The sequence below is a fragment of the Sorangium sp. So ce381 genome (assembly GCF_051473845.1).
Lineage (GTDB): Bacteria > Myxococcota_A > Polyangia > Polyangiales > Polyangiaceae > Sorangium > Sorangium atrum.
In genome coordinates this window covers 7882058-7908083 of record NZ_CP150336.1, presented here as the reverse complement: position 1 = coordinate 7908083, position 26026 = coordinate 7882058, and the positions used below count along the sequence as shown (strand labels likewise).

At 69.9% G+C, this 26026-nt stretch carries 18 protein-coding genes; 10 read left to right on the top strand and 8 right to left on the bottom strand.

Features of this window, described 5'->3' with window-relative positions:
• Positions 1-7: 7 nt before the first annotated feature.
• The 3 genes from WMF29_RS29325 to WMF29_RS29315 form a co-directional block, all read right to left on the bottom strand.
• Entirely contained in the window at positions 8-913 is a 906-nt protein-coding gene (locus WMF29_RS29325) for a hypothetical protein (RefSeq protein WP_437323443.1), read from the bottom strand.
• A gap of 418 nt (positions 914-1331) precedes the next feature.
• A complete protein-coding gene (locus tag WMF29_RS29320; RefSeq protein WP_437323442.1) occupies positions 1332-2414 on the bottom strand; it encodes an FG-GAP repeat domain-containing protein in 1083 nt (360 codons plus the stop codon).
• 390 nt (positions 2415-2804) lie between these two features.
• Positions 2805-4226 carry a hypothetical protein gene (locus WMF29_RS29315; RefSeq protein ID WP_437323441.1) on the bottom strand — a complete coding sequence of 474 codons (1422 nt, stop codon included), beginning with the start codon at positions 4224-4226 and terminating at the stop codon, positions 2805-2807.
• 283 nt (positions 4227-4509) lie between these two features.
• Between WMF29_RS29315 and WMF29_RS29310 the strand changes: the two genes are divergently transcribed.
• The 4 genes from WMF29_RS29310 (at position 4510) to WMF29_RS29295 (ending at position 7655) form a co-directional block, all read left to right on the top strand.
• Entirely contained in the window at positions 4510-4788 is a 279-nt protein-coding gene (locus WMF29_RS29310) for a hypothetical protein (protein ID WP_437323440.1), read from the top strand.
• Positions 4789-4982: 194 nt separating this feature from the next.
• On the top strand, positions 4983-6140 hold the full coding sequence (locus WMF29_RS29305; RefSeq protein WP_437323439.1) for a sensor histidine kinase: 1158 nt from the start codon (positions 4983-4985) through the stop codon (positions 6138-6140).
• Entirely contained in the window at positions 6137-6793 is a 657-nt protein-coding gene (locus WMF29_RS29300) for a response regulator (protein ID WP_437323438.1), read from the top strand. Before WMF29_RS29305 ends, WMF29_RS29300 begins: the two co-directional genes overlap by 4 nt.
• Before the next feature lie 130 nt (positions 6794-6923).
• The gene (locus WMF29_RS29295) at positions 6924-7655 is read left to right on the top strand and encodes a DUF2306 domain-containing protein (RefSeq protein ID WP_437323437.1); all 732 of its coding nucleotides are present in this window, start codon (positions 6924-6926) and stop codon (positions 7653-7655) included.
• Here the strand turns inward: WMF29_RS29295 and xylA are convergent.
• On the bottom strand, positions 7636-8967 hold the full coding sequence (xylA, locus tag WMF29_RS29290) for a xylose isomerase (RefSeq protein WP_437323436.1): 1332 nt from the start codon (positions 8965-8967) through the stop codon (positions 7636-7638). The two genes, WMF29_RS29295 and xylA, sit on opposite strands and share 20 nt — an antisense overlap.
• A gap of 1271 nt (positions 8968-10238) precedes the next feature.
• Here xylA and WMF29_RS29285 point away from each other — a divergent pair.
• Together WMF29_RS29285 and WMF29_RS29280 are read left to right on the top strand one after the other, a co-directional pair.
• A complete protein-coding gene (locus tag WMF29_RS29285; RefSeq protein ID WP_437323435.1) occupies positions 10239-11429 on the top strand; it encodes a hypothetical protein in 1191 nt (396 codons plus the stop codon).
• Positions 11430-11625: 196 nt separating this feature from the next.
• On the top strand, positions 11626-14070 hold the full coding sequence (locus WMF29_RS29280) for a substrate-binding domain-containing protein (RefSeq protein WP_437323434.1): 2445 nt from the start codon (positions 11626-11628) through the stop codon (positions 14068-14070).
• A 34-nt stretch (positions 14071-14104) separates the two neighbouring features.
• Here the strand turns inward: WMF29_RS29280 and WMF29_RS29275 are convergent, their stop codons facing one another.
• Positions 14105-14548 (bottom strand): DoxX family protein, encoded by a 444-nt coding sequence (locus WMF29_RS29275; RefSeq protein WP_437323433.1) that lies wholly within the window; start codon positions 14546-14548, stop codon positions 14105-14107.
• Positions 14549-14719: 171 nt separating this feature from the next.
• On the opposite strand from WMF29_RS29275, the gene WMF29_RS29270 reads away from it, so the two are divergent.
• Positions 14720-15658, top strand: a complete 939-nt coding sequence (locus tag WMF29_RS29270) for a LysR family transcriptional regulator (protein WP_437323432.1) — start codon at positions 14720-14722, stop codon at positions 15656-15658.
• Between the two features lie 140 nt (positions 15659-15798).
• Here WMF29_RS29270 and WMF29_RS29265 read toward each other — a convergent pair whose 3' ends face one another.
• Positions 15799-17661, bottom strand: coding sequence for a vWA domain-containing protein (locus WMF29_RS29265; RefSeq protein ID WP_437323431.1), 1863 nt, complete (start codon positions 17659-17661; stop codon positions 15799-15801).
• Between the two features lie 307 nt (positions 17662-17968).
• On the opposite strand from WMF29_RS29265, the gene WMF29_RS29260 reads away from it, so the two are divergent.
• From WMF29_RS29260 to WMF29_RS29250, 3 genes are all read left to right on the top strand, one after another.
• Positions 17969-19165, top strand: coding sequence for a hypothetical protein (locus tag WMF29_RS29260; protein ID WP_437323430.1), 1197 nt, complete (start codon positions 17969-17971; stop codon positions 19163-19165).
• 78 nt (positions 19166-19243) lie between these two features.
• Positions 19244-20938 (top strand): DUF1592 domain-containing protein, encoded by a 1695-nt coding sequence (locus WMF29_RS29255; protein ID WP_437323429.1) that lies wholly within the window; start codon positions 19244-19246, stop codon positions 20936-20938.
• Positions 20939-21107: 169 nt separating this feature from the next.
• Positions 21108-22580 (top strand): protein adenylyltransferase SelO, encoded by a 1473-nt coding sequence (locus WMF29_RS29250; RefSeq protein WP_437323428.1) that lies wholly within the window; start codon positions 21108-21110, stop codon positions 22578-22580.
• Between the two features lie 265 nt (positions 22581-22845).
• Here WMF29_RS29250 and WMF29_RS29245 read toward each other — a convergent pair whose 3' ends face one another.
• Together WMF29_RS29245 and WMF29_RS29240 are read right to left on the bottom strand one after the other, a co-directional pair.
• Positions 22846-24519 (bottom strand): alpha/beta fold hydrolase, encoded by a 1674-nt coding sequence (locus tag WMF29_RS29245; protein WP_437323427.1) that lies wholly within the window; start codon positions 24517-24519, stop codon positions 22846-22848.
• A gap of 216 nt (positions 24520-24735) precedes the next feature.
• Positions 24736-25986, bottom strand: coding sequence for a hypothetical protein (locus WMF29_RS29240; RefSeq protein WP_437323426.1), 1251 nt, complete (start codon positions 25984-25986; stop codon positions 24736-24738).
• Positions 25987-26026 lie beyond the last annotated feature (40 nt).

The window sequence follows — 26026 nt, the reverse complement described above, 5'->3', positions numbered from 1 at the left end:
AGCTCGTTCACTCCCAGCCGGAGCTGGTGGCCGCGCCCAGGAACGCGCTCACGCCGTAGACCTGGCCGCCGCGCATCTTGAACATGTGCATGTCGGTGTTCCCCATGAACATGGTGAACCCGACCCCGATTCCCCTCTCGACGTCGGCGAAGATGAGGCGAGGGGGCAGCGCGGGTGACCCCGAGCCCGGCTGGCCAGGATCGCAGCTCGCGCCGGCGCTGCACGTGAACGACCCGCCGCCGTTCTCGATGCGCTTGCAGTTGCTGACCGTGTTGCAGACGCCGCGCGGGAACATCCAGAAGTACTTCTCCATCCAGCCCTCGAGCTCGTCCCGCGAGTTGCGCTCGCTCTCCGGAACGGGCTCCTCCCACTTGACGGTATCCCCGCTCGCGATGATGGCGCCGGTGTTCGAGGCAAAATTCTGCCCGGAGACCTTGTAGTCCCCCGGCCGCACGGCGATGGTCTCGATCTCGGTGATCTCCTGGCCCTGGAGCTTGAGGCGAACGGCGAGCGGGATGTCCATGCTGCCGTCCGGCACCACGGCCTGGCTCGCGGAGCTACAGGTCTCGGTGTCGAGCGCGCTGTGAGCATATTTGAGCGCCCCGGCGGTCTTCCAGAGCCCTTCTTGGCCGAGCGTCAGGGCTTTGCCGTTTTCCGTGAATTTTACGCTGTCGGCGAGGGGCAATGTCGACGGATCGTGCGCCGCGAGCGCTTCGAAATAAGCGTCGATCGTGCTCTTCAGGAGCTCGCGCGTGCAAGCCGTGGAACTCCCGCCTCCGCCTGTCCCGGTGGTCGCGCTGCCGCCCCCGCCTCCAGCGGACAATCCTCCCCCACCGGTCCCGCTGGCCGACGACTCACCGGCTCCGCCGCTGCCCGTCGTGCCGACGCCCTCACCGGTTGACGTTGTGCCCATTCCGCTGCTGCTGCTGCTGCCGCTCGTTTCCGCCGGCGCCGGCGTGCTATCGCCGTCTCCGCCGCAGGCGAAGAGCGCAAGCAGCGGCAGGCAGCCAAGGAGGGAGCGACGCGCAGAGAGCCTGAATCTCATGCCGTGGTCAGCCATGTCCTCGGCTACATCTCCCGCGCCGGCACGTCAAGGTTATCTCGATCATATTGCCCCCGCGCATCTTTCGAATGCTCATCCGGGAGAAAGAAAAAATATCGTCACAGCGTGCCCGTCATCGCGGCGGGCCGTGGGTGAAATGGTGCTCTCGATGGCCACCGAGGGCTCGACGCTCGCCGGCATGGCGGCGTCGAGCGTCCGCGGGCGGCGCCCCTCCGCCAACGTGAGCAGCTGGGCAGGATCCTCCCAGCGGTACGTCGCAACTCAAACGCTAGTTCTCGAACGGTCCCGGAATGTTCGGACCGGGCGCAAGCAGCTGGCTGCCGTCCATCAGCCACACCGCCATCAGGTTCTGCGCGGCATTGTTCCACAGCACGTCCGCCGTGCCATCGAAGTTGAAATCAGCAGCGCCCTGCGCGGGCACCCACCCATGGCCGCTGGGTCCGGGGATGTTCGGCCCCGGCGCGAGCAGCTGGCTGCCGTCCATCAGCCACACGGCCATCAGGTTCTGTCCGGCGTTATGCCACAGCACGTCCGCCATACCGTCGACGTTGAAGTCGAACGCCGTGATGGTGACCCACCCGTCTCCGATGGGTCCGGGGATGTTCGGCCCCGGCGCGAGCAGCTGCGTGCCGTTCATCAGCCATACCGCCATCAGGTTCCGTCTGGGATTGTTCCATAGCACGTCCGCCATACCGTCGACGTTGAAGTCGGCCGTGGAAGAGGCGATCCATCCGTCTCCGATCGGTCCGGGGATGGCCGGCCCCGGCGCAAGGAGCTGGCTGCCGTTCATCAGCCACACGGTCATCAGATTCTGGCGGGGATTGTTCAAGACCACGTCATTCATTCCGTCAGAGTTGAAGTCGGCAGCGCTCGTTACAGCCACCCACCCGTCTCCGATCGGTCCGGGGATGACCGGCCCCGGCGCAAGGAGCTGGCCGCCGTTCATCAGCCATATGGCAATCAGGTTCCGTGGGCTGTTGTACCAGAACACGTCCGCCATGTGGTCCTCGTTGAAATCACCAGCCGAAATCGCCGTCCACCCATCACCTATCGGTCCGGGGATGACCGGCCCCGGCGCAAGGAGCTGGCTGCCGTTCATCAGCCACACGGCCATCAGGTTCTGGCGGGTGCGCTGCCAGAGCACGTCCACCATGCCGTCGTTATTGAAGTCGGCTGGGTAGATGGTCTTCCACCCGTTGCCGTCCGACCGCGGCGACGCCACGCCGGGCGATGGGCTCTGGCCTTCGAGGTGCGGACCGCTTGCTTCGCGCCCGGTGCCAAACGCGCAGGCCCACGTGGCGCATAGTACAGGGATTGTACTCATGAGATTGGCCACCATGACGAGTCGCATGCCCCGCCTTCCTTTTGCGTTCGTGCACTGGCTCCAAGCGGTCCATATTTGCCAGAATAGCCAACGCGCAAAGATGACGCTGTCGCTCCTGTGCGCGCTGTGCGTCGCGGTGGCCACGCGATCATCTCTCACCAGCGACCACTCGTGCCGAGCGGTGTGCTACATCGATATCAGCAAATATGGTGCAACGCGGCCGGCAACGCCACCCGAGCCCTCGTTGCGGTGTGCGAGCAACGTGGTGAAGAGCCACCCGTTCGAGGTCATCACGACGACCTCGTGATCCTCCTCCGCTTCGGCGGCGACCCCCGGAGGCACCCAGTGATGCCGGGGCCTGGGATGGCATGCGGCACGGCGCCGTCGCGCGCCGGGGCCCGCGACGGCGGCCGCGGGTCAGTGCCGCCGCTTGTTCTGGACGCGCGACTGCGGCAGTCCGGCGCGGCTCTTCTGGAGGTAGCAGATCTCGACGAGCGTCGGCCACAGCTCGAGCGAGCCCTTGAACTGGCTGATCACGTCGTCGACGATGCGGACGAGGTTCTGCTGGAAGAAATCGTGCTCGAACCCATAAAATGTCTTCTCGAGGGTCACGGCGAACCGGCGCAGGGCGTCGGCGCGCTCGTGATTCACCGTCGTCGCTGCCGCGCCCTGCACCCGCGCATGGAGCGCGGTGATTCGCCCGAGGATGCGGTCGCAGTCCTCCGCGGTCACCTCGCCGCCGTAGTCGAAGCTGATGCTGAGGTCCTCGACCTTCGAGAGGGTCGACTTGATCTTCAGCTTGAGGAGGTTCGACACCTCCTCGTTGAACACCTCCGCCGCGAGCGGGCTCCGCATGTAGTTGCTCTTGATGTGCGTCTGGGCGGCGTCGACGTGGGCGGCGGCCACGCCTTGCTGCTGGATCCAGAGCCGGTAGATGTAGTCCTCGAACCTGAGCCGCGTCGGGAAGAACGGCGGGAGACCGAAGCTGTTGTCATAGCCGGCCACCCCGCAGTCGATGCGCCAGTTCTTGTTGGTGACCGCGGGGCGGAAGTTGACGAGGACGTAGACGTCGTTCAGCTCATCGAGCTCCACCTGCCCCTCGTCGTCGAGGAACATCTCCACGTAATCGATGGCGTCGATGTCGTTCGTCCCGGACCGGAACGTCTGCGCGACCTTGACCACCGCGTCGTCGGGCACCTCGCCCGAGTCGAGCAGCAGCGAGTTCTCGCGGACGAGGCCCTGCGTGGCGTTGGTCTCGAGGTCCATGGCGCTGTCGCGGAGCAGCTCGCCGCGCGCGTGGTTGGCCGGGACGTCCGCGACGCGCCTGCCCAGCACGTCGAGGAACGCGGTTAGGATGTCGAACGACTTGCGGGTGAAGCCGTCGCCGCTCGCCTTCAGGAGCTTGCCACGGCAGACCTCGTCCCGCTCGAGCGACTCCGGGCTGTGCTCGACCAGCGCGTAAGGGCGCATGTCGTCGTCGGCGCTCAGCATGCGGGCTCCCAGCGTGTACATCAGGGTGTAGTTGCGGTTCCCGCCGTAGCTCGGCCTAAACAAATTCCTGACGAGCGGCTCGAGCTTGCGGTCGCGGAGCCGCTGGTTGATGTATGCGATGAACGCCTCCTTCTCGCGCGGACCGACGTAGTAGAGGTCGTTGTAGGTCGCCGTCGCCTCGAGCAGCGCGTAGTATTTCTGCTGGTTGTGGACGTTCGAGTCGTCGAAGACGACCATCGGGATCGCATGTCCGTTGCGCCAGAAGTGCTCGTCGTAGAGGTGGATGGTCTCGCCCACGTCGCGCAACCGGTACGTGGGGATGACGAAGAGTGGTGGCCTGTTCTGCATGACAGCCCCAAAGCTAGGGCCGCCGGCTTCAGGAAAACGTCAAGAGTCGTTCGGGCGGCGTCAAGAAGTCGTCAAGCAGAGTGCGCTCGCGGGCTCGGCGACGAGCTCGGGGAGGCCAGACGCGCGAGGGCGTGCGAGCGCCGGTGTCCTCGCGGCGGCCGGGACGCCTGGCGGCGTCATCGATGCGGTCTTTACGCGGGGCAATTGCGTCCTGAGGAGATCTTGACGCGGCGAGGGTTACGTTGTCGCCATCGCCGGCTGGCGGACATCCACGGAGCGCAGCATGAAATCGCCGATAGCCTTTCTCTCCACGCCCTTCAGGGTGCATGCTAAAAAAGACGACCCGTCGACCTCGGGAGATGAACCCCGGACCGACGCGGACCTCGCCGCCGTCTTCGGGCTCGCGTGGCTCGCCTGCGCGCTGACGACGATCTGGATGGTCACGCGGGGCGACACGAGCGGGGACGGGAGCGCGCTGCCCGCGCTCGTCGTGCTCCTCATCCCGTACCTGCTCCGAGACTGGGGTCACAAGCCAGCCCGGAGGCTCACTCCTGGGGCTTGACGTCCTCGAAGCGTTTGGATTTCCTTCTCTCTCATGAGTGGTATGAATTCAGCCGCCGGAACTTTCGGCCAAGGCGCGATAGCCCGGGGGGCGGTCCGTTTGTGGTTCGGCCGGCCGACGCTGATGGCCGCGGTATCACCGTTCGTCGCGTGCGGTTCGGGCGATGGGCACAGCGCCAGCGCGGGCGACACGGTATGAGGCAGGTGCGCGAGTTCTTTCGATCCGTGTGGTCCGAGCCACGAGCACCGCACCCCCCTCGACGCGTCCGGATGGACTGGGTGCTCCTGGCCGCGTTCGCCGCGCTCGGGTCTCTCGAGGTCGCGATCCGGCGCGACCTGCCGTGGCGGATCGCTTCGCTGGTCCTTTGCCTCGGGCTCTTGCCGACGCTGCTCTGGCGGAGGACCAGGCCGCTGCAGATGGTCGTGATCGCGTTCGGCGTCCTCATGGCGATACAGCTCGTCGTGATGGTGACCGGCAGCGCGTCGCCAGGGCTGTACGCGATGGTCTACATGGTGCTGCTGCCCTATTCGTTGTTCCGGTGGGGTACGGGGCGTGAAGCGATGATCGGGCTGCCGATCATGGTGACCTCGGCGGCGCTCGACATGATCCGTTCCCATGCCAGGACGGGCGATGTCATCGGGGGCTACGCCGTCCTGCTCTCCACGATGGCGCTCGGCGCGGCGGTGCGCTATCGGGATCGCGTGCGTCTGCGAGAGCTCGATGAAGCCAAGCTGGCCGAGCGAGAGCGTATCGCCCGCGATCTGCACGACACCGTCGCCCACCATGTCTCGGCGATCGCGATCCGCGCGCAGGCCGGCCTGGTCGCCGCGTCGGCTCGCCCCGAGGCTCCCGTCGACGCGCTCCGCGTGATCGCGGACGAGGCATCTCGCGCCCTCGGCGAGATGCGGACGATGGTCCGGCTCCTGCGTCGCGGCGAGTCGGCCGAGCTCGCGCCGAGCCCGCGGGTCGCCGACCTCGGACAGCTCGCGGGCCCGTCCGCCACGGGGGCTTCCGTCGAGGTGAAGTTGACCGGGAGCTTCGATGACCTGCCATCGTCGGTCTCCGCCGCGATCTTTCGCCTCGCGCAGGAGTCGATCACCAACGCTCGCCGACATGCTCGCCACGCGACCCGGATCGACGTGGAGGTCACGGCCGACGACACGTCCGTACGTTTGCGGGTCACCGACGACGGCCAGGGAGCCCACGGCGGCCAGTCGACGTCGACGGGATACGGGTTGGTCGGTATGATCGAACGAGCGACGCTGCTCGGGGGCACGTGCCATGCGGGCCCGGGCCCGGAGCGCGGCTGGACGGTGACGGCCGTACTGCCTCGGAAAGGACAACCCAGTTGAGCATTCGCGTCATCGTCGCCGACGATCAGGAGATCGTCCGCACCGGGCTCAGCATCATCCTCGACGCCCAGCCCGACATCGAGGTCGTGGGCGTCGCCGACAATGGAAACAAGGCGGTCGAGCTGGCGCTCGCTCTCCGTCCCGACGTGTGCCTGTTCGACATTCGCATGCCCGGGATCGACGGCATCGAGGCGACCCGACGGCTCGCCGGCCCGGCGGTCGATCATCCCCTGGCGGTCGTGGTGATCACCACCTTCGATCATGACGAGTACGTGGTTGGCGCCCTCAAGGCCGGCGCCCGCGGCTTCCTGCTGAAAGACGCCGGTCCCGACCTGCTCGCGCAGGCCATCCGCGCCGCCGCGAGCGGCGACGCCTTGATCGCTCCACGCATCACCGCCCGCCTCCTCTCCACGTTCGCCGCCTCCAGGCCCCAGCTGCCGCGAGCGCAGCCCGGGGAGGCCCTCACCGCCCGCGAAGAGGAGGTCCTCCTCACCGTGGCCCGCGGTCGAACCAACGCCGAGATCGCCGACGAGCTCCACATCAGCCTGAGCACCGTCAAGGCGCACATCGCCAGCCTCATGACCAAGCTCGGCGCGCGCAACCGGGTCGAGATCGCCATCTGGGCCTACGAGACCGGCCGCGTCCGGAACTGACCCGTCGGCCCGGGGCGACGTGGCGGTGCACCTGGCCGAAAGTACGGTCGCCCCATCGGGCAATCGGCCGACTCGGATCCGACATTTGCGCCAATTGCGACGCAACCATGGCCGTCCCTAGCTTGGCGGCATGACGAACGAGAGCACCACGACTTCCTCGGCGAAGCGAGACTGGCTCGTACCCGCGCTTCTGCTCGGCCTCACGGCGGTCCCTGTAGTGGCCGGCGCCTTCCGCCTGGCCGAGCTGAGCGTCGGCGCCAAGGTCACCCCGGACAACGCCCGTTTCTTCGCTGCGCCCGTGCCCATCGTCCTGCATATTTTCAGTGTAACCGTATTTTCGGTCCTGGGTGCGTTCCAGTTCTCCTCGGGCTTTCGCCGCCGGAAGCCTCGCTGGCATCGCATGGCCGGGTGGGCCGTGGCCCCGTCGGGGCTCGTCGCTGCCGCTTCGGGTCTGTGGATGCAGGCTTCCTACGAGCTCCCCAAGGGGGACGGCGACGCCCTCGCCGTCCTCCGGGTGCTGTTCGGCTCTGCCATGTTCGCGTCGCTCGTGCTCGGCCTCGTCGCCATCGGGCGGCGCGACTTCGTCGGTCACGGCGCCTGGATGCTGCGAGGCTATGCGATCGGTCTGGGCGCGGGGACTCAGGTGCTGACCCACGTACCGTGGGTGTTGCTCGTCGGCGTGCCGGGCGAGGGCGTCAGAGCGCTCCTGATGGGCGCCGGCTGGGTGATCAACGTCGCCGTCGCGGAGCGGATCATCCGCAGGAGAGCGACATCTCCTCGGAAAGAAAAACAGCCGGGCGCGCAGCTGCGTCGCCCGGCCGTCGTTCCCGCGATCGCTCGACTTATCGGATCCAGCGATTGACGATGTTTTCGTACAGCTCTTGCTGACCGCTCGTGAGCTTGACCTCACCGCCGGCGTTGCCGATCTCGGCCAGCTGCTCCAGCGTCAGCTTGCCCTGCTCGAACTCGGCGCCCTTGCCGCCGTCGAAGGACGCGTAACGCGCCTTGCGCATCGCCTCGAGCGGCGACTTGCGGATCAGGTCATCGGCGATGAGGAGCGAGCGGGCGAACACATCCATGCCGCCGATGTGCCCGTGGAAGGTGTCGATGAGATCGCTCGAGTTGCGGCGGCGCTTGGCGTCGAAGTTGACGCCGCCGCCCTGGAACCCACCGCTGCGGAGCAGGATGAGCATCATCTCGACCGTCTCGTTGATGTTGTAGGGGAACTGATCGGTGTCCCACGCGTTCTGGTAGTCGCCGCGGTTCGCGTCGATGCTGCCGAGCATGCCGTTGTCCGCGGCCACCTGCATCTCGTGGTCCATGGTGTGGCCGGCGAGCGTCGCGTGGTTCGTCTCGAGGTTGAGCTTGAAGTCCTTGTCCAGGCCGTGCTGGCGCAGGAACCCGATCACGGTCTCGGCGTCGAAGTCGTACTGGTGCTTGGAGGGCTCCATCGGCTTGGGCTCGATGAAGAAGACCCCCTTGAAGCCGCGCGAGCGCGCGTAGTCGCGAGCGATGGTCAAGAAGCGGGCGAAGTGCGCCTTCTCGCGCTTCATGTCCGTGTTCAGCAGGCTCATGTAGCCTTCGCGGCCGCCCCAGAACACGTAGTTCTCGCCGTTCAACGCGATGGTCGCGTCGAGGGCGTCCTTGAGCTGCGCGCCGGCGTAGGCCAGCACGGAGAAATCAGGGTTCGTGGAGGCGCCGTTCATGTAACGCGGGTTGGAGAACAGGTTCGCCGTGCCCCACAGCAGCTTGACGCCCGACTGCGCCTGCTTCTGCTTGGCGTACTCGACGATGCTCTGGAGGCGACGCGACGTCTCGGCGCGGTTCTCGCCCTCTTCGACGAGGTCGATGTCGTGGAAACAGTAGTGCGTCGCGCCCAGCTTGGTGATGAACTCGAAGTTCGCGTCCATCTTCATGCGAGCGCGGGCCAGCGCGTCCTTGCCCTCATCCCAGGGGAAGTTGATCGTCCCCGGGCCGAACGGATCGTGCCCACGTCCGCAGAACGTGTGCCAGTAACACACGGCAAACTTGAAGTGATCCTTCATGGCCTTGCCGGCAACGACGCGGTTAGCGTCGTACCACTTGAAGGCGAGGGGGTTGTCGGACTCGGGCCCCTCGTAGGGGATCTTGCCAACACCCGGGAAGTACTCTCTGTCTCCAGTGACAACGGTCATAAACGGATCTCCAGCTCGTGGTTTGCGTGTGCCTTAGTTCAGAGGGCGCTTTCGACAACGGTGTCCGCGGCAAGCCCCAGGGCTCTGGTCTGCGGGCCAGGGTGGAGGCGGCGTCTCCACGCCCGAGTTGGGCTTCCAGGCATGTTGCGTTTGTTGTGGCTCCAGCGCTCCTCAAGTCAGGCGAACCACCGGCGCGCATCAATTGCGCGCGTGGCGGAATCGGCGGGCTAGCAATAACATGGTGCCGGGTCGGAGGCTAGGGCGGGCCTCCGGCGCCGGGGCCTCGCACCGTCGACTCTGGCTAGCTGTGCCGCGTCAACCTGCCCCGCGCGGATGGGCCGCGAAACCTTACCGAGGGTGCCTGCGTTTCCCTCGCTGGATCCGTCGAGGCGCTCGTGCTGCCGCCCTCTGCGACGCCGGCCGTCCTGAGCGAGCCGGTTCGCGGTGGTGGTCTCTTACAGCGACATGGCACTAAAGCGACTGGCGGCGGAACTCGACGTGGACGGCGCCTGGGCGGGGCCAAGCGTTGCGCGTCGGTCGCCTCGCGAGACAAGAGCTCACCCGCATCTTTTGCCACCAGCCGCGCTCGCACGGACGCTTGGGTCACCTACCAGGCCAGCGTGTGCGTGTCAACGCTCGCCAGGACCCGCGCCACGAGGGGGCGGTCGGTGCTCTGGGGCGCCTGAGACTGTCCTGGGAATCATGGGGCGGCGGTGGGTGAGCGGATGTCCGCCATCGATGGCTGTTCTGGTCCAGGGTGCTGGCGTGGTTTCCCGGCCGGCGAGATCTCCGCACAGGAAGCGGAGAGCCCGGGAGCGCTCCTCCGCGCCGAGCGGAGATTCTGCCCCATGAGGGGCCGGTCAGCGCGGTAGCGTGGCGAGATGTCGAGACGATGCATGCGAATCATCTGGTCTTTGGTTCTCGTCTCCCTGCCCCCGGGCTGCGTCGGCGAGTCGGGCAGTGACAGTGCTGGAGGCACATCGAGCGCGAGCGGCGGAGCGTCGAGCGGGAGCGGCGGTGGAGCGTCGAGCGGGAGCGGGGGAGGGGCATCGAGCGCGACCGGCGTTGGAGCGTCGAGCGGGAGCGGGGGAGGGGCGTCGAGCGCGAGCGGCGGTGGAGCGTCGAGCGCCAGCGGGGGAGGGGCATCGAGCGCGACTGGCGGTGGAGCGTCGGGCGCCAGCGGGGGAGGTGCGGGCGGGGATCCGGGACCTGGCGCGTGCGGCGTCACCCGGGACCGCGTCCGTATCACCGAGGTCGACGTCGGGGGCCGCGTGATCAACAACGAAGACGAGGCCGCGCTGAAGCCGCTCGTCATCTCGCCGATTCCGTCCGGCGGGTCGCGCCTGGCATGGATGAGCGACGACGGACAGGTCCACGTCCTCCAGCTCGACGCCGATGACAAGGCCGCGGGGCGCTCGTTCGGGTTGCCGGCGAACGACTTCGCCGACCTCTACGCTGACGACAGCGGCGGCGTGCTGCTGCTGACCCGCGATGCCGAGGGCGGCGGGACACTGAATTGCGGAACGCCCTCGAACCTGTGCGGTACGCCGCCGTCCCCACCGATCGCCTGTCACGACATGTACATGGTCCGCTTCGACGGCGAGCGCGCGACCTGGGCGACGAAGCTCACGAGCTCGAGCGCCGCGCTGCCGCCCTACTCGACCGGACCCGCCGGGCCCGAGGTGTACATGATCTGGTGGTACGCGCACCACGGCCGCATCGCCTTCGACGGCTCGCGCTATGCGGGCTATTTCGGCGCCGCGATCAGCGTCTCGCAAGGCGGGTGCATCAACATCCATCAGGGCGATCGCATGAAGGTCGTCGACGCGAGCGGGGAGCTGCAGCGGGACGGCTTCGACTGGGGATGCAGCCACAGCGGTTACGAGCGCATCCTCTGGGACGACAGCGCCCGGAAGTTCGTGACGGTGTGCAAGACCGACAACAACAACCGCATCGCGTTCGCGCCGAATTACAAGACCATCTATCCGGTCGATCTCGCCTACTCGAACCTTGGAAACCTCGTCACGGCGGCCGGCGGCGGCTACTGGCTCACGGCGAGCAATATCCGCTCGGGCCAGCCGGCGGGCGCGAACGGGCTCGCGGACGTCCGGCTGCTCCACTTCACCGACGGCGCCGCGGACAAGGACCTCACGATCGCCAGCGAGGCGGGTATGAACCACCGCGCTCCGCACCTGGCCGCCTATGGCCGCTCCCGCATGCTCGCGGCCTGGGAGACGACGACGAAGGCCGGCGATATCGCCCGCAACGACGCGGCGCGCGCGCTGTACCTGCAGACGCGCGATCGCGCCACCGGCGAGGCCGAGGGCGAGCCGCTGGAGGTCGACGTGCTCGGCAATCGCTACCAGGACTTCGTCGCGTTCCCCGATGGGAGCGTGGCCTTCGCCGCGCCCGGCAGCACGAACACCTCGATCCGCGTTCTGCGCATCCTGCCCTGCGAGTAACGCGCGCCGCGCGGGCGACTCGCCACCTCCACAACGACGCGGCGCGCGCCGCGACGCCCCCGGCCGCCGACGGCGGGCCGCGAGCCGGCCCGCACGCCTGGGGAGAGGGGCAAATCGACCTTGACAGAACTGTGGTCGATCGCGCTTTCTGGACCACCGCGTCGCGCGTCGTGACGGCGGATCGAGCGGGACCCGTATGCGCCATGGAGTGGATCTCTTCGCGACATTGCAGCAGATCGTGCGACGGGCCATGGCGATCGCGCCGCGGGCGCCGCGCGGCAGCCTGCTCCTCTGCGAAGGGCACCGCCTCGTCTACAGGGCGCTCGAGGGGTTCGACGCGCTCGCTCCGCAGGGGGTGATCCTCTCGACCGAAGCGTGCCTCGCCAGCGAGAGCGGTCTGCGCGCCCCGCGCGCGGCGCCAGAGGCGGCGGGCGGGATGTGCGTCGTCAGCGCACGTGCGTGGTATGAAGCGCACCTTCCTCTCGCGATCGCGGCGGAGGGGGCCGTGCCCGCCGACGCGGGGGTGCTTGTCGCGCCCGTCGTCGTCCGGGGAGCGCCGGCAGGCTACCTCGCCCTGGAGCAGGCGACCCTCGAGCCTCCGCAGGGCGAGCGCCGCGCGATGCTGGAGGTGTTCCTGGACGCCGCCGGGGCCGCGCTGGAGCGGCACAGGCTCTATGACGAGAAGGCGAGATTGGCACAGGAGATTCGCCTTCTCGAGCAGGTGCTGAACGCGGTGGGCACCACGGTGGAGCCGCGCCACCTCCTGGACACCCTCGCTCACGGCATCAAGAGCGTGCAGATCGACCAGCAATGGGCCTCTGTGGATCTGTGGCTGGTCGAGGACGCCGGCGGTGGAGAGGGCGCCGCGGCCGCTTCGGGCGAGCAGGAAGCCCGCGTGTTCCGGGCCCGGCGTTCGGCCCCCATGACGTACTTCCACAACATGCGCGACGGCGCGGTCGACGCCGCGCGCTGCCTGGGCATCTCCGTGGATTTCCGCGTCGGCCCCGCCAGCGGCCCGGGAGGCCAGAGCGAGATCCTCGAGGACGGCATCCGCCGGGGCGTGGACGGCATCATCATCGCTCCGGGCGCCCCCGAGGAGGCCGAGGAGGGGTTCCGGCGGGCGGCGGAGGCGGGTATCCCGGTGGTCGTCGTCGACACGCCGCCGGTGCCGGGCAGCCGGGCCCCCCTTTATATCGGCACGGACAACGTGGCGGCGGGCAGGCTGGCGGGCGAGGTGATGCGCCGGCTGCTGCCGAGCGGCGGGGTCGTGGCGCCGCAGCGGCCCACGAAGGACGCGATCAACACGCGCGAGCGCATCGAGGGGTTTTGCGCGGCGATGGAAGGGGCGGAGTTCACCGTGCTGCCCCCCCACCAGGACAACGACCACGACCAGGAGCTCGGGACGGTGCTCGCGCGGGCGGCCCTCCAGCAGCGGCCGGACATCGCCGGCGCCTTCGGGGTGGCGGGCGGCGGCGGGCCGGCCTGGGGCCGCGCCGCGAGGGAGATCGGCAGGGGCGGAGAGCTCAAGATCGTCGCGTTCGATCTCTTCTCCGCGACGGTCGCGCTGCTCCGCCGGGGCGCGATCCACGCGACGATCGTGCAGCGCGAGTACGATATGGGGTATCGCGCCGCCGAGATCGTCCACCGGATGCTCACCCACGGCGTCGAGGCGACCCTCGCGGAGCTGCCGGCCTCGCGCATCATCCATACCGGCGTCGATTGCGTCACCCTCGAGCACACGCCGTGGTCCACGACGCTCAGCGATCACCTCGCGCTCGACGCGGCCCGCCGCGTCACGAGCCGGCGCATCGATTGCGACCCGACCGGCCGGCCGATCGAGGTGCTGTTGATCGGCGTGGCGGCGCGCAGCGAGCCCATCGTCGAGGACCGCGTGCGCTTCTCGCCGCGCTCGCTTGTCGGCCGCGTGCTCGATGCCGGCCGCCCGATCGTGATCGATCCGGCCGGGCACGACGGGCGAGAGGACGCCTCCCTCCTCCGCGAGCACGCCGGCGCGCGGACGCTCGTCGGCGTGCCGCTGCGGGCGCGGGGCAGCGTCGTCGGCGTCCTCGTCCTGAGCAGCGAGCGTGAGGACGCCTGCGGGAGCGACGACGTGCCGTTCCTCGAGCGCGTGGCCGGCACCGCGGCCGTGGCCATCGAGAACGCCCGGCTGTTCAGCCGGATCTCCGAGCGGACCGCCGAGCTAGAGCGGGCCAACGAGCTCCAGGAGTCGATGCTCCGGACGATCCATGAGCTGTCGAGCCCCGTGGTGCCGATCGCCGATGGAATCCTTGTCATGCCCGTGGTGGGCACGATGGATGCCCAGCGCTCGAGCCGCTTCATCGCGTCGCTGCTGAAGGAGATCCACGAGCACGACGCGCAGGTGGTGCTGATCGACGTCACGGGGATGGCGGTGGTCGACGCCACGGCGGCGAACCAGCTCGTCCGGGCGGCGCAGGCGGCGGCGCTGCTCGGCGCGGAGGCGGTGCTCGTCGGCGTGACCGCGGGAGCGGCGCAGATGATGGTCGCCCAGGGCCTGGACGTCGGCGCGATGGTCACGCACGTCGACCTGGCGCGCGGCTTCCGGTACGCCCTGGCGAAGACCGGCGGCCGCATCCTTTACCAGGGCTCACCGCGGCGGTGACGGGGGCCGAGCGGGGGAGCGCCGGTCGGGCGGCTCAAGCCGCGCTCTCGACCGGCCGGAGCTTGCCCTGCTCCGCGCCGACGCTCGCGTCGACGCGCGCCGCGAGCATCGGGCGGAACGCGGCGCGGTACGCGAAGGCGAGGTAGAGCTCGATGGCGAGGATGAACCACGCGAGCGGGTTCCCCGGCGCCAGGAACGTGTGGAAGGCGACGATGTTCACGACGATGGGCGCGAGGAGCGCGAGCGCGAGGGGGACGTAGCGGTTCGAGAGCAGCAGCGCGCCTGCGACGACCTCGGTCCCCTTGATGAGCGGGAACATGTACCCGGTCGCCGCGAGCGCGCCCCCGAAGCTGGCCGCGGCCTCCGGAGCCGGGGGCTGCGGCAGGAAATGCAAGAAGCCGTTGAGCCCGAACACGAAGAACACGAGCCCTAGCAGGATGCGGGCAGCGGCGGGGGCGAAACGCTTGACGTTGTTCATGATGAGCCTCGCTGAGGTGTGGCGGGCTCTCCCGAGCGGAGCGCCCACGCCTTTCCTGATGCGCCCTCGCGACGCCCGGTGCTATCGTGCAACGGCTCAACTCAACGTTGCGCTGGCGCAACCTGGCATGAGCCCTCGACCGACGCCGCCCACCCCTCGTGAGGTCCTATCATGCCCAGCCCCCGCGCGGCAGCCCGAGCGCGCCCTGCCCGGGCGCCCCAGCTCGATGAGATCGCCGCGTTCGCCAGGGTGGCGGAGCTGGGCTCGTTCACCGCCGCGGCGGAGCAGCTCGGGGTCCCGAAATCGACGGTGAGCCGCGCGGTGACGCGGCTCGAGGACGGCCTCAAGGTGCGTCTCCTCCAGCGGTCGCCGCGCGCCGTGGCGCTGACCGACGCGGGCCGTCGCTTCTTCGGCGACGTGGCGCCCCACATCGCCGGTCTCCGCGACGCGGCGCAGGCGCTGGACGCCTATCAGGGGCAGCCTCAGGGCACGATACGGCTGAGCGCTCCCCCGGATGGTGGGGAGTCTTTCCTCGGCGAGATGCTCGTCGAGTTCGGCGCACGTTACCCGCTGCTGTCGGTGGAGGTCGACATGTCCACTCGCCGGGTGGACCTCCTGCGCGAGGGCTTCGACGTGGCGATCCGGGCGATGCGCGAGCTCCCGGACTCCTCGCTCGTCGTGCGCAAGCTGCTCGACTCCTACGTGCAGCTCTTCGCTGCTCCTTCGTACCTCGCGCGCCGCGGCATGCCCCGCGCGCTGGAGGAGCTCGCCGACCACGAGCGGGTGGTGTTCCTCCCCGATGCACGGCGCGGCCAGCAGCCCGTCGACGGCGCCCGCGCGGTGCGCGACGCGATGGCGACCGGGCGCATCGCGACCGACGACTTCCAGCTCATCCGCTCGCTGCTCCGGGCGGGGGGCGGTATCGGGCCGCTCCCGCGCGTCCTCGCCGCGCCCGAGCTGGCGAGCGGGCGCCTCGTCCACGTGCTGCCGGAGTGGTCGCAGCGCGCCGGGACGGTGTACCTCGTCTATCCGAGCGCGCGGCACGTGCCGCGGAACGTGGTGGTGTTCCGCGACTTCGTCCTTGCCTGGGTGAAGCGGCTCGCCTGCTAGAGCGGCGGCCACCCGCTTCGGATACGGGCCCACCTCGGCGTTTTCGGTGCTCAGCGCACGGGAGTGCGCTTCCGCGCCGAAAACGCCGATCTGGGCCCGTCTCCTGTGCGGGTGACCGCCGCTCTGCGACGCTCGGAGCTCTATGGCTGGTTGTCGATCATCTTCTGGAGGGTCGCGGCAATCTCGAGGAGATCGGCGTCCGCGCCTGTCGTGTTCGCGGCGAGGACGGTCTCCCGGGCGGCCGAGAGCGCGCTCGCGCGCCCTCCGGCGTCGAGCTCGACGAGCTGCTTGAGGGCCTCGGCATACGCGATGATCGCCGCCGCCTTCGTGAGGTTGCCGTCGTCGATCCCGAGCCCTCCGAGCGTGGTTTGCTGCACGGCCTCCCTGGCCTCGCCGGTCGTCGCGTCGCGCCAGGTGACGCGGACCCGGTAAGGGTCGTTCGCGCTCGGCAGCGACGGGTCGCACGGGCGGAGGATCTGATACAGCATCATCGAGTCGTTCGGGGCGAGGTGCTGCGTGCGCACCTTGGCCGGATCGGGCGAGTACTCCTCTCCGTAGAACTTCTGGATGCCGAAGTACGGCGGGAGCGTCAGCTCGATCCTCACGTCGCGCGCGGCGACGAGGAGCGTCTCGGCGAACCGGTCGACGAAGACCCGCCTCGCCTCGTCGGCGCTGTCGAGATAGACATACGCGCCGCGGCCGGCGTCGGTGACCACGTCCATGAGGGTGTCGTTCACGCCGTCGCCGACGCCGACGCCGACGAGGTAGATGCCTTCTCCGTCCGCGTCCTCGGCGTTCGCCCCGATGATCGCTTCCTCGGTCACACCGGCGTTGGCCTGTCCATCGCTGATCAGCACGACGCGGTTGATGCCGCCCGCGGTCCTGTGCGCGTTGGCGAGCGCGTAGCCCGCGGCGAGGCCGCTGTTCAGGTCGGTGCCTCCATCGGCCTCGATCGCGCTCGCGACGCCGAGGAGGACGGGGTCGTCGGGGCCCGAGGCGACGTGGCCTTCGAGCACGGGGCTCTGCCCCGTATTCCACGTGACGGCGTTCACGACGTCGCCCTCGACGAGCGTCGACGCGATGGCCCGGACGGCGGCCCTCTCGAGCTCGATCGGCTCTCCCGACATCGATCCCGACGTGTCGAGCACGAGCGTGATCGTCATGGGCTCTCGCGCGGCGGGCGCCCGGCTCGACTGCACCGCGATCTGGAGCGCCAGATCGCCCGTCAGCACGCAGGAGCCGAGCTGCGATACGATCGAGAGCTCTCCCGGCTCGGCCGGGGCGAACGAGTACCGGTAGTAATTGAGGAACTCGTGCGTGCGGACGACATAGGGGTCGACCTGCGGCGCGCCGCGCTCGATCTGGCGGCGGACGATGACCGGAGATGCCATCGAGTTCGAGTCGTCCGACGAGAGGTAGAGCGTGAGCGGCGTGGAGAGGTTGACCCCCGCGCACGAGCCGCCGCTGGCCTGCGGCGTGAGCCGGGGCCCGGCGTCCCGTGAGCTGCCGGCCCCGCTGCCCGCCGTTGCGCCGCCGCCGGTCGCCGCACCGCCCGAGCCGCCGCTGCCGCCCGAGCCGCCGCTGCCGCCGGCGGAGCCGCTGCTGCCTGCCTCGTCGCCGCACCCGCCGTCGCCGTCGCCGCCGCCGCCGGCCCCGCCTTCGGCGCACCCGCCCCCGGAGCCGCCGCTGCTGCCCCCGGAACCCCCGCTGCCCGTGGTGCCTCCTTCACCCACCGGCGGCTCGCCGTTGGGGTCCGTGAAGCCGCCGCTCGCGCTCGAGCCTGCGCTCGCGCCCGTGCCCGTGCCCGTGCCCGCGCCCACGCCCGCCACCGGGTCGCGCCCGGAGCCGTCCCCCTCGCGGGTCGCGCCGCCGCCGCAGATCGCCGCCGGCGCCTCGCCCAGCTGGAGCGGCTCGTGCGGCGGCGCGTCGCTCGACGAGGAGCAGGCGATCGACAACGAGGCGGGGATGATGAGAGCGAGCGCTGTACGCTGAAACTGTGCCATGAACACCTCCACGGGCCGTGCGCTCTCGCACGGGGGGTGCCAGGTAAATCGTCAATCATTCCGGCGATGGACACCTCGTTGCGCCACGGTGTTCGGCTCATAGTGGCCTGAATCGATTCGAGGTGTGCCAATGTGCGATGGGGCGCGTCAGCCGCGCGCCGGCGAGGAGGGGAGCCGAGCGCCCTCACGGCTCCGGGCCACACGGAGGCGCCACATGGCCCGGGATCGAGCGCGAGAAGGGCGCGGCGATGACCGCAATGCACCGCAATGCCGCCGCGGATGGTGGCTCGGTGTACCCTCCCGCGCCGTGCGTGCGTTCGAGAGTGCCGTGCTCCACCCGCGCTGGCTCGCAGCCGTCGTCGTGCTCGCAGGCGCCCTGACGGGGGGTGACGCCTGGGCGGAGGCCCAGCGCCTGCGCATCGCGTACGAGGCGCACGACGGCTGTCCCGACGCCGAGGCGTTCCTGCGCGAGGTGACAGCGCGCACGGACCGCGCCCGCGCCGCCGCGGCGGACGAAGCGGCGCTCGACGTGCGCGTGCGCATCACCTCGAGCGAGGGCAGGAGCCGTGGCCGGATCACGCTCGGCAAGGGCGAGGACGCGCGTGTCCGCGAGGTCGACGGCGCGACGTGCGGCGAGGTCGTCGCGGCCCTCGCGCTCATCACGGCCCTCCGGGTCGACCCCACCGCGTCTCTCGATCCGCAACCGCCGGCCGCTGGGCCGCGCTCGTCCGAGGCTCCGGACGCCGGAGGGGCGCCGGACGCCGCTCCACCCGCCGCCGCGGATCCAGGCGGTCCTGCGCGGCCGGCCGCGGCCGGCGTCTCCGCCGAAGGAGCGCCCGGCGCGGGGAGCCCGCCGCAGCTTGCGCCGCCGCCCCCGGCCTCGCCGCCCCCGGCCGCGCGCCCCGTGACCGCGCCGATCGGCCTGCCGTCACCCGTCGCGGGGGCCTCGCGCTCTCCGCAGCCGCGACGGCCCGTGGAGCGCCCGTGGACGCTCGGCCTCCAGGGGAGCGCGGTCTCCGGGGTCGCCCCCGAGGCGCTGCTCGGCGGGGGGCCCTTCGTCGAGCTGCGCGCCGATCTGGGCCTCGGCGCGGCGTTCCGCGTCGCTGCCGAGGTGGCCTCCACCGGCGCGGTCGATGCCGGGCCGGGCGGCGCCCGCTTCCTGCGCGGGATCGGCCGGGTCGACGCCTGCGCGGACCTCTTCCGCCCGGCACGCCGGCTCTCGCTCGGGCCCTGCGTGGGCGCGGAGGGCGGCTTCCTTCACGGCAGCGGGCTGGTCGGCAAGGCGATCTCCGACGTGGAGGAGGGCACCGTCCCCTGGGCCAGCCTCGGGCTCCTCGCGCGCGCGACCGCCTCGCTCGGGGACCTCGTGCGGGTCGACGCGCAAGGTGGACCGGAATTTCCGCTGGTGCGGCGATCGTTCGTGTTCGAGAACCCCGCGCAGCTCATCCACGAGGTGCCCGCGGTCACGTGGACGCTCCGCGTCGGCGCCGGTCTCTCGCTCTGATCACCGGCCGCCCGGCGCGCGACGAAATTGTGATCCCCGGGGAGAGACTCGGAGATTGCTACGGCGGGAGGCTTTGTCATGAGGCTCTTGCACGCCGTATCTTCGCTCTGCTGCTTCGCGGCGCTCTCGCTCATCGCCCCTGGGTGCGGGATCACGATCCTGGGCAAGGGCACCGACGCCGACGAGCAGAGCGGCGGCGGCAGCGGCACAGCGGCCGGCGTCGGGGCGGGATCGGGCGTCGGAGGGGGGGACCCCTGCTTCCCCGGCATCCCGGTGACGTCCCAGATCCCGCGCCTGCTCGATCGGCAATACGACGCGGTGGTGCGGGATCTGCTCGGCGTGACGACGCTGGCGAGCGCCGGCGACCTCCCGCCGTCTGCGCTCCTCGTCCCCGACTTCGAGGGGGACATGACAGACCCTGCATGGAACGGCTATCTCGCGGCCGCCGAACACGTCGCCGCCGAGGTGATGGGCGGGCCGAACAAACCCAGGTTCCTCGCCTGTGATCCGGCGGCGCCGACGTGCCTGGAAGAGACGATCATCACCTTTGGTCGCAGGGCGTTCCGCCGTCCTCTGCTCGAAGAAGAGGTGCAGAGCCTGCTGCGGCTCACCGCCGTGGAGCCCCGGGGCACGCCCGATGAGATCGCCGAGGCCATCCTCTTCGCCTTCCTCGCTTCGCCCTCGTTCCTCATGCGCCCCGAGCTGACGCAGGACCGCGAAGGAGACGCGATCAAGCTCTCCAGCCACGAAGTGGCGGCCAGGCTCTCGTTCCTGCTGTGGGATTCCATTCCAGATGACATCCTGGACGCCGCGGCCGACGCTGGTCAGCTCGCCACCAAGGCGCAGATCCTGGCGCAGGCCCAGCGGATGATCCAGGACCGCGAGAAGACGGCGCCGGTCGTGGCCCAGTTCCATCGTGTTTATGCGGACATTCGCACGGGTTCGCGCTGGGGAGCGGTCGAACACGACACGACCCGGTTCCCCGACTACTCCCCGGATGTCGTCGCTCCGATGATGGCAGAGATGGACGCCCTCTTCGAGGATGTGGCGTTCGAGGGGGGGGCGTTCAAGGACCTCTTTCTGAGCAACGTCGGTTACGTCAATCAGGACACCGCCCCGCTCTATGGGCTCGATGCGGCGGACTACGGCGCGGAGCTGACGCGGGTGGAGCTCGATCCGAACGAGCGGCCGGGCTTCTTGACCCGCGTCGGATTCTTGAGCTCCTACTCGCGCAATGACGCCACGAGCCCGATCCTTCGGGGGGCGTTCGTCTCCACCAGGCTGCTCGGGGTCAACCTGGCCCCCGTGCCCGGCGCGAGCGAGACGCCGCGGCCTCCGGGCGAGTTCTCCACGGAGCGTGAGGTCGCCGAGGCGCTGACCTCCTCGACGAACTGCGCGGTATGCCACGACACGTACGTCAACCCGCCGGGCTTCGTGCTCGAGAGGTACGACGCCGTCGGCAAGGTGCAGACCATCGATCCGCTCGGCGGCGCCATCGACGGGACCGCCGACGTCACCTTCGGCGCCAACAACGTCAAGAGGATCACGTCACCCATCGAGCTGATGAACGAGCTCGCCGCCGATCCGGGCGCCAGGCGCCATTATGCCGAGCGGTGGGTCGCCTTTGCCACCGGGCGGGCGCCCAACGGGAACGACGCCTGCGACGTCGACGGGCTCAGCGCCAGCCTGTCTGTCGACGGCTATACCCTCCTCGATCTGCTCACCGATCTCACCCAGACGGACTCTTTCCGCCTGCGCGTCGCGGGAGACTGAGGAGGGAATACGGGATGACGAAGAGCCTGTCCGCGAGTACCTCTGCAACCTGACGAACGCCATCGGCGTGAAGGCCGGCGCCGACGGCTTCCCGCGGCGTCCTGGCGCAGCCGGTGACGGGCTCTTCCGGCGGCTTGAGCAGCGGCACCTCCGCGCGTAAGGTTCGCCGATGAAGCTCCCGTTCGACAACACCTACGCCCGCCTTCCCGACCGCTTCCACGCGCGCGTCTCCCCTGCCCGGGTCCGCGCGCCGCGCATCGTGAAGGTCAACCGCGCGCTCGCGGAGGTGCTCGGGCTCGACGCGGAGCAGCTCGCCTCGGCGGAGGGGGCCGAGGTGCTCGCGGGCAACGCGCTGGCCGAGGGCGCGGAGCCGATCGCGCTCGCGTACGCGGGGCACCAGTTCGGCAGCTTCGTGAGCCAGCTCGGGGACGGGCGGGCCATCCTGCTCGGCGAGGTCGTCGGCAAGGACGGCAAGCGGCGCGATCTCCAGCTCAAGGGCGCGGGGCGGACGCCGTTCTCGCGGGGCGGGGACGGGCGCGCGGCGCTCGGGCCGGTGCTGCGCGAGTACGTCGTGAGCGAGGCCATGGCGGCGCTCGGCGTGCCGACGACGCGCGCGCTCGCCGCGGTGACGACGGGCGAGCCGGTCTATCGCGAGGAGGTGCTCCCCGGCGCGGTGCTCACGCGCGTGGCCGCGAGCCACATCCGCGTGGGCACGTTCCAGTTCTTCGCCGCGCGGGGCGACCGCGAGGCGCTGGCCACCCTGGCGTCGTACGCGCTCGCCCGGCACTACCCCGAGGCGGTGGGCAGCGGCAATGACGCCCTGGCGCTGCTCGAGCGCGTCGTCGAAGCGCAGGCGACCCTTGTCGCGCGCTGGCTCGGCGTCGGCTTCGTGCACGGCGTGATGAACACCGACAATACGTCGATCTCCGGGGAGACCATCGATTACGGGCCGTGCGCGTTCCTCGACGAGTACGATCCCGCGAAGAAGTTCAGCTCGATCGATCGGGGCGGCCGGTATGCCTTCGGGAACCAGCCGCGCATCGCGCAGTGGAACATGGCGCGGCTCGCCGAGGCGCTCCTGCCCCTCCTGGCCGAGGGCGAGGAGGAGGCCATCCGCGTGGCGACCGCGCGCGTGGAGCGCTTCTCCGCGCTCTTCGTCGCAGCGCACGAGCGCGTCCTGCGGGCCAAGCTGGGGCTCGCGCGCGAGGAGGAGGGCGATCTCGCGCTCGCCGCGGATCTGCTGGAGCGGCTCGCGTCGAACGGCGTCGATTACACGGTCTTCTTTCGCCGGCTCTGCGCTTCAGCGGCGGATCCAGCGGCCGATACGCAGGTGGCCGCCCTGTTCGCGGAGCCCGGCGCTTTCCGCGACTGGGCCGAGTCGTGGCGCCGGCGGCTCGCCCGGGAGGAGAGCACGGCCGAGGCGCGCGCGAGCGCGATGAGGCTCGTCAACCCGGCGTTCATCCCGCGCAATCACCGGATCGAGGCGCTCATCCAGGCGGCCATTCTGCGTGACGACTTCGAGCCGTTCGAGACGCTGGTGCGGGTGCTCGAGCGACCGTACGACGATCAGCCGGAGAGCGCTCATCTGAGCGAGCCCCCGCAGCTGGACGAGCGTGTGCAATACACGTTCTGCGGGACCTGATTATCCTTCAAGGGTGAAGAATCGCAGGGAATCGATCCTGGTGGTGGTATGGCGTCCTCTCGGTCGCACTCGCTCGACGCGGGAGAGTGCTCGACCAGGCTGCGGGACCCCGAGGCGCGCGCCGCGTTCCTGGCGCGCGGCGTGGGGGGCGTTCGTTCATGGAGCCCATTCGCGGCGTCCACGCCATCAGCGCCGGCCTGCAGCGGGGTGCAGGTTCGTGCGATACGGGCTCAGCCGCCAGGCAGGCCAGTGAGGCGTGCGTCATTCACCGCCCGAGCCAGCGCGTCCTCTCACGCGCGAGGCGCGCGACCGCGGCCCAGTCGATCGGCGCCGCTCTCCGCAGCTCGTGGGCGGGCGAAGCCGTGTTTTCCCACATGTCCTTCGCGCCGAAGAGCACCTCGACAACGGCCGGGTCCTCGTCCCACGCGACAGGTACGAGGTCGTCGAGGCACGTGGTATCGATGGGAGCCTCGGGGTCCGCGATGAATTTCGCCATCATCTGCGTGCCGCACGGCGCCGCGCCGGCGGTCTTCACGGGGGACTCGAACGCGACCCCGTGCGGGCTCCAGGGCACGGCCACGAACGTCTGATGAGGCGCGGTGAGCTCGTCGGCCGAGAGCTCCGCCAGATCGATGGGCGTCTGCGGGTCGAGCAGGCCGTTCATCGCCAGGATGGGCACGGTGGAGCCCGGCCACCCGCTCCAGAACCGGTCGTGCGGGTAGCGCGGCCAGGCCTCGTAGAGCTGGCCGAGCTCCAGCGCCTCCCGCGGGCAGAGGCGCTGCGCATCGCAGCGCGCCTGGAGCTCGGCCGGGGTGGGGGCCGGCTCTTCCCACAGCTCGGAGAGGGCCACGTGTGTCCCCAGGAGGATCGAGCCCCGCGGCTCGCCTCCGCCGGGCTGCGACATCAGCTCGAGCAGCGTCTGCATGTAATGGCCGACCACCTGCACGTCGCCGGGCTCGCAGCGGTCGATGCGGTAAGCGAGCGGGAAGAGGTGCGTCCGCAGGCTCCGGATCTGCACGAAGAGCGGAGCGATGGACGCGAAGAGCGCGACGTCGGCGCCGAGCTCCGCGCAGTGGCCTTCTGCGAGCTTGCCGAAGAGCGCGTCGAGCTTCGCCCAGGGATCGGGGCCGAGCTTCGCCCCGCATACCGGGTCGGCGGCGCAGATCGCGGACAGATCCTTCGCCACCGGATCGTACTGGGTATCGTAGCGAGACAGGCGCTGCGCGTCCGGCGATGCGACCGAGTCGAGGATGACGGCGTCGGCCCCGTCGGGGTGCGCCTGCAAGAAGCGCAGCGCGCGCGTCGTCCCGTAGGAGACGCCATACACGACCACCTTCTTGCCCGGCTCGCGCGTCCGCTCGATGAGGCGCGCGAGATCCTCGGCGTCGGCCGACGTCGTGAAGTGATCGAGATCGTCGCCCCATCGCTCCTTCAGCGCCTCGATGCAGGCGGGCCACTCGCTCGCGGTGATGTCCTCGCCGCCGTCCGAGCCCGGGTCCTCCTGGACCGGGCAGCCGAGGCGGCCCGAGAGCCCGACGCCGCGGTGCTCGAGCACGTACCAGTCGACGTCGGGCATGACGCCCTGCCACAGCTGCTCGATGACGTCCTTGAACACGGAGCCGGAGTCGCCGGGGCCGCCTTGCAGGAGCCAGACCTGCGCCCTCGCCGCGCCGCCGGGCGCGAGGCGGCGCGATACGAAGACGGGCAGCGCTTCGCCGTGGGGCGCCGACGGGTCGAGGGGCAGGGGGACGGCGGCGCACTCGGAGAGGAAATCGTCTGGGCAGCTTCCCCATGGGATCGCCGAGCTGTCGCCCGAGCCGCCAGCGCCGGCGGTGCCAGCGCTGGCCTGGTCTCCGCCGCCGGAGCAGCCCGTAGCCAGGGCCGTGAGCCCGAGCATTGCGGGGAGGAGCCCCGCCCGAAGGACACGATCGTCGATCATCCGTGAACCTCGCAATCGCCAGAGGGCCGTTGAACGGCGCGAGGTCTCGGTGGTCGTGCGTCGTGACCAGGGCGCCGGCGGCGTCGAACGCGTGGAGGTCGAGCGCCGTGCCCTGTGTGCCCGCTCGTCCGGTTTTCGCTCAACGGCGGTGCTGTTTTTCCGGCCGGGCCGCAGGGCCGAGGAGGCCCGCGGCCCGCCCGGGAGGGGGCCTTCCGCTCAGAGGAGCTTCATGTATGCGACGATGTCCGCCTCTTCCTGGGCGGTCATGGTCGTTCGCCCCCCGAGGGGGGTGGCCAGGATGGGGGCGGCCTCGAACACCAGCTTGTAGTGGTGGACGACGTCCTCCAGCGTATGGGCCGAGTTGTCGTGGAAATAGGGCGCCGTCTCGTTGATGCCCCAGAGGGAGGTGGTCTTGCCGTCCCCCAGGCCGTCCAGGCTGCCGAGGACCAGGGCGTAGGCCGGATCGGCGGCGAGCATCGAGAGGATGCCGTTCTCGAGCCGCGGCTGATAGACGGCGATCAGCGGGAAGAACTGGTCTGGATCGGAGCAGAGGAAGCTGCTCCCGTCCGACGGGCAGACCATATCGTAGCGGCGCATCGGGTTGGGCGTTGGCCGCGTCTCGGTGGTGCCGAGGACCTCGCCCGAGAACCCGGCCAGCACGCCCGTGATCCTAAGGAACGGCCCGAGGACGAACTGGTCGCTGGCCGTGTTCAGCATGGGCCCGCTGTGGCACTGGCCGCAGAGTTGGTTCGGGAGAAAGTGCTTGCGCCCGCGCTTCTCGGACGGCGTGCAGCCACGAGGCAGCTCGGGCTCGGGCCCGCCGTGAGCATAGCGGCGCAGCTCCCGCGAGCTGAACAGCGTCCTCTCGTAATCGGCGATCTTCTCGAGCTGTCGCCGCGTGGGCGTGACCGTCGGCTCGAAGTGCGCAAGGATCGCGTTCGCGGCCTGCGTCTCGAGGTCGGGCTCACGGGTATCGAACGTGATGAGCGGATCGAGCGCCGGCGAGTTCTTGGTGGAGGCAATGCCCCGGAAGACGGTCACGCTCGTGGCCGCGGGGTCGTCGTGCAGCCAGATGTTCGGCGGCAGCGGGAACTCGTAGCGGATCGTGGCCTCGTTGAGGAGCCGCGTGTAGCTGTTGCCGACGCCATCGTCGCTGTCGATCGGGCGGAAGAGAGGATCGTGCGGGTTGGCCGCGTACCGCCGCTGCACGTCCGCCGGCGACAGCGTGCCTGTCTCCTCACTGTGGCAGGTCGCGCAGCGGCGCCCGTTGCCGCCGAATGTCTCTCTTTCGAAGAGCTGCTCGCCGCTCTGGACCCGATGCGCCTGGGCGGCGACCGCGACGGCCTCTTCGGGGTTCCACTCCTCCTCCTGCCCGACGCAACCCGCGGCGCCGGCCCCCAGCAGCGGGACAAGGAAGAAGAGACAGGCCAAGAACACGCCTTGATGGGAATTGAACTTGAGTTGCATAAACCCTCCCTGGTGATGAACTGACAGGGGAGCATCGCCC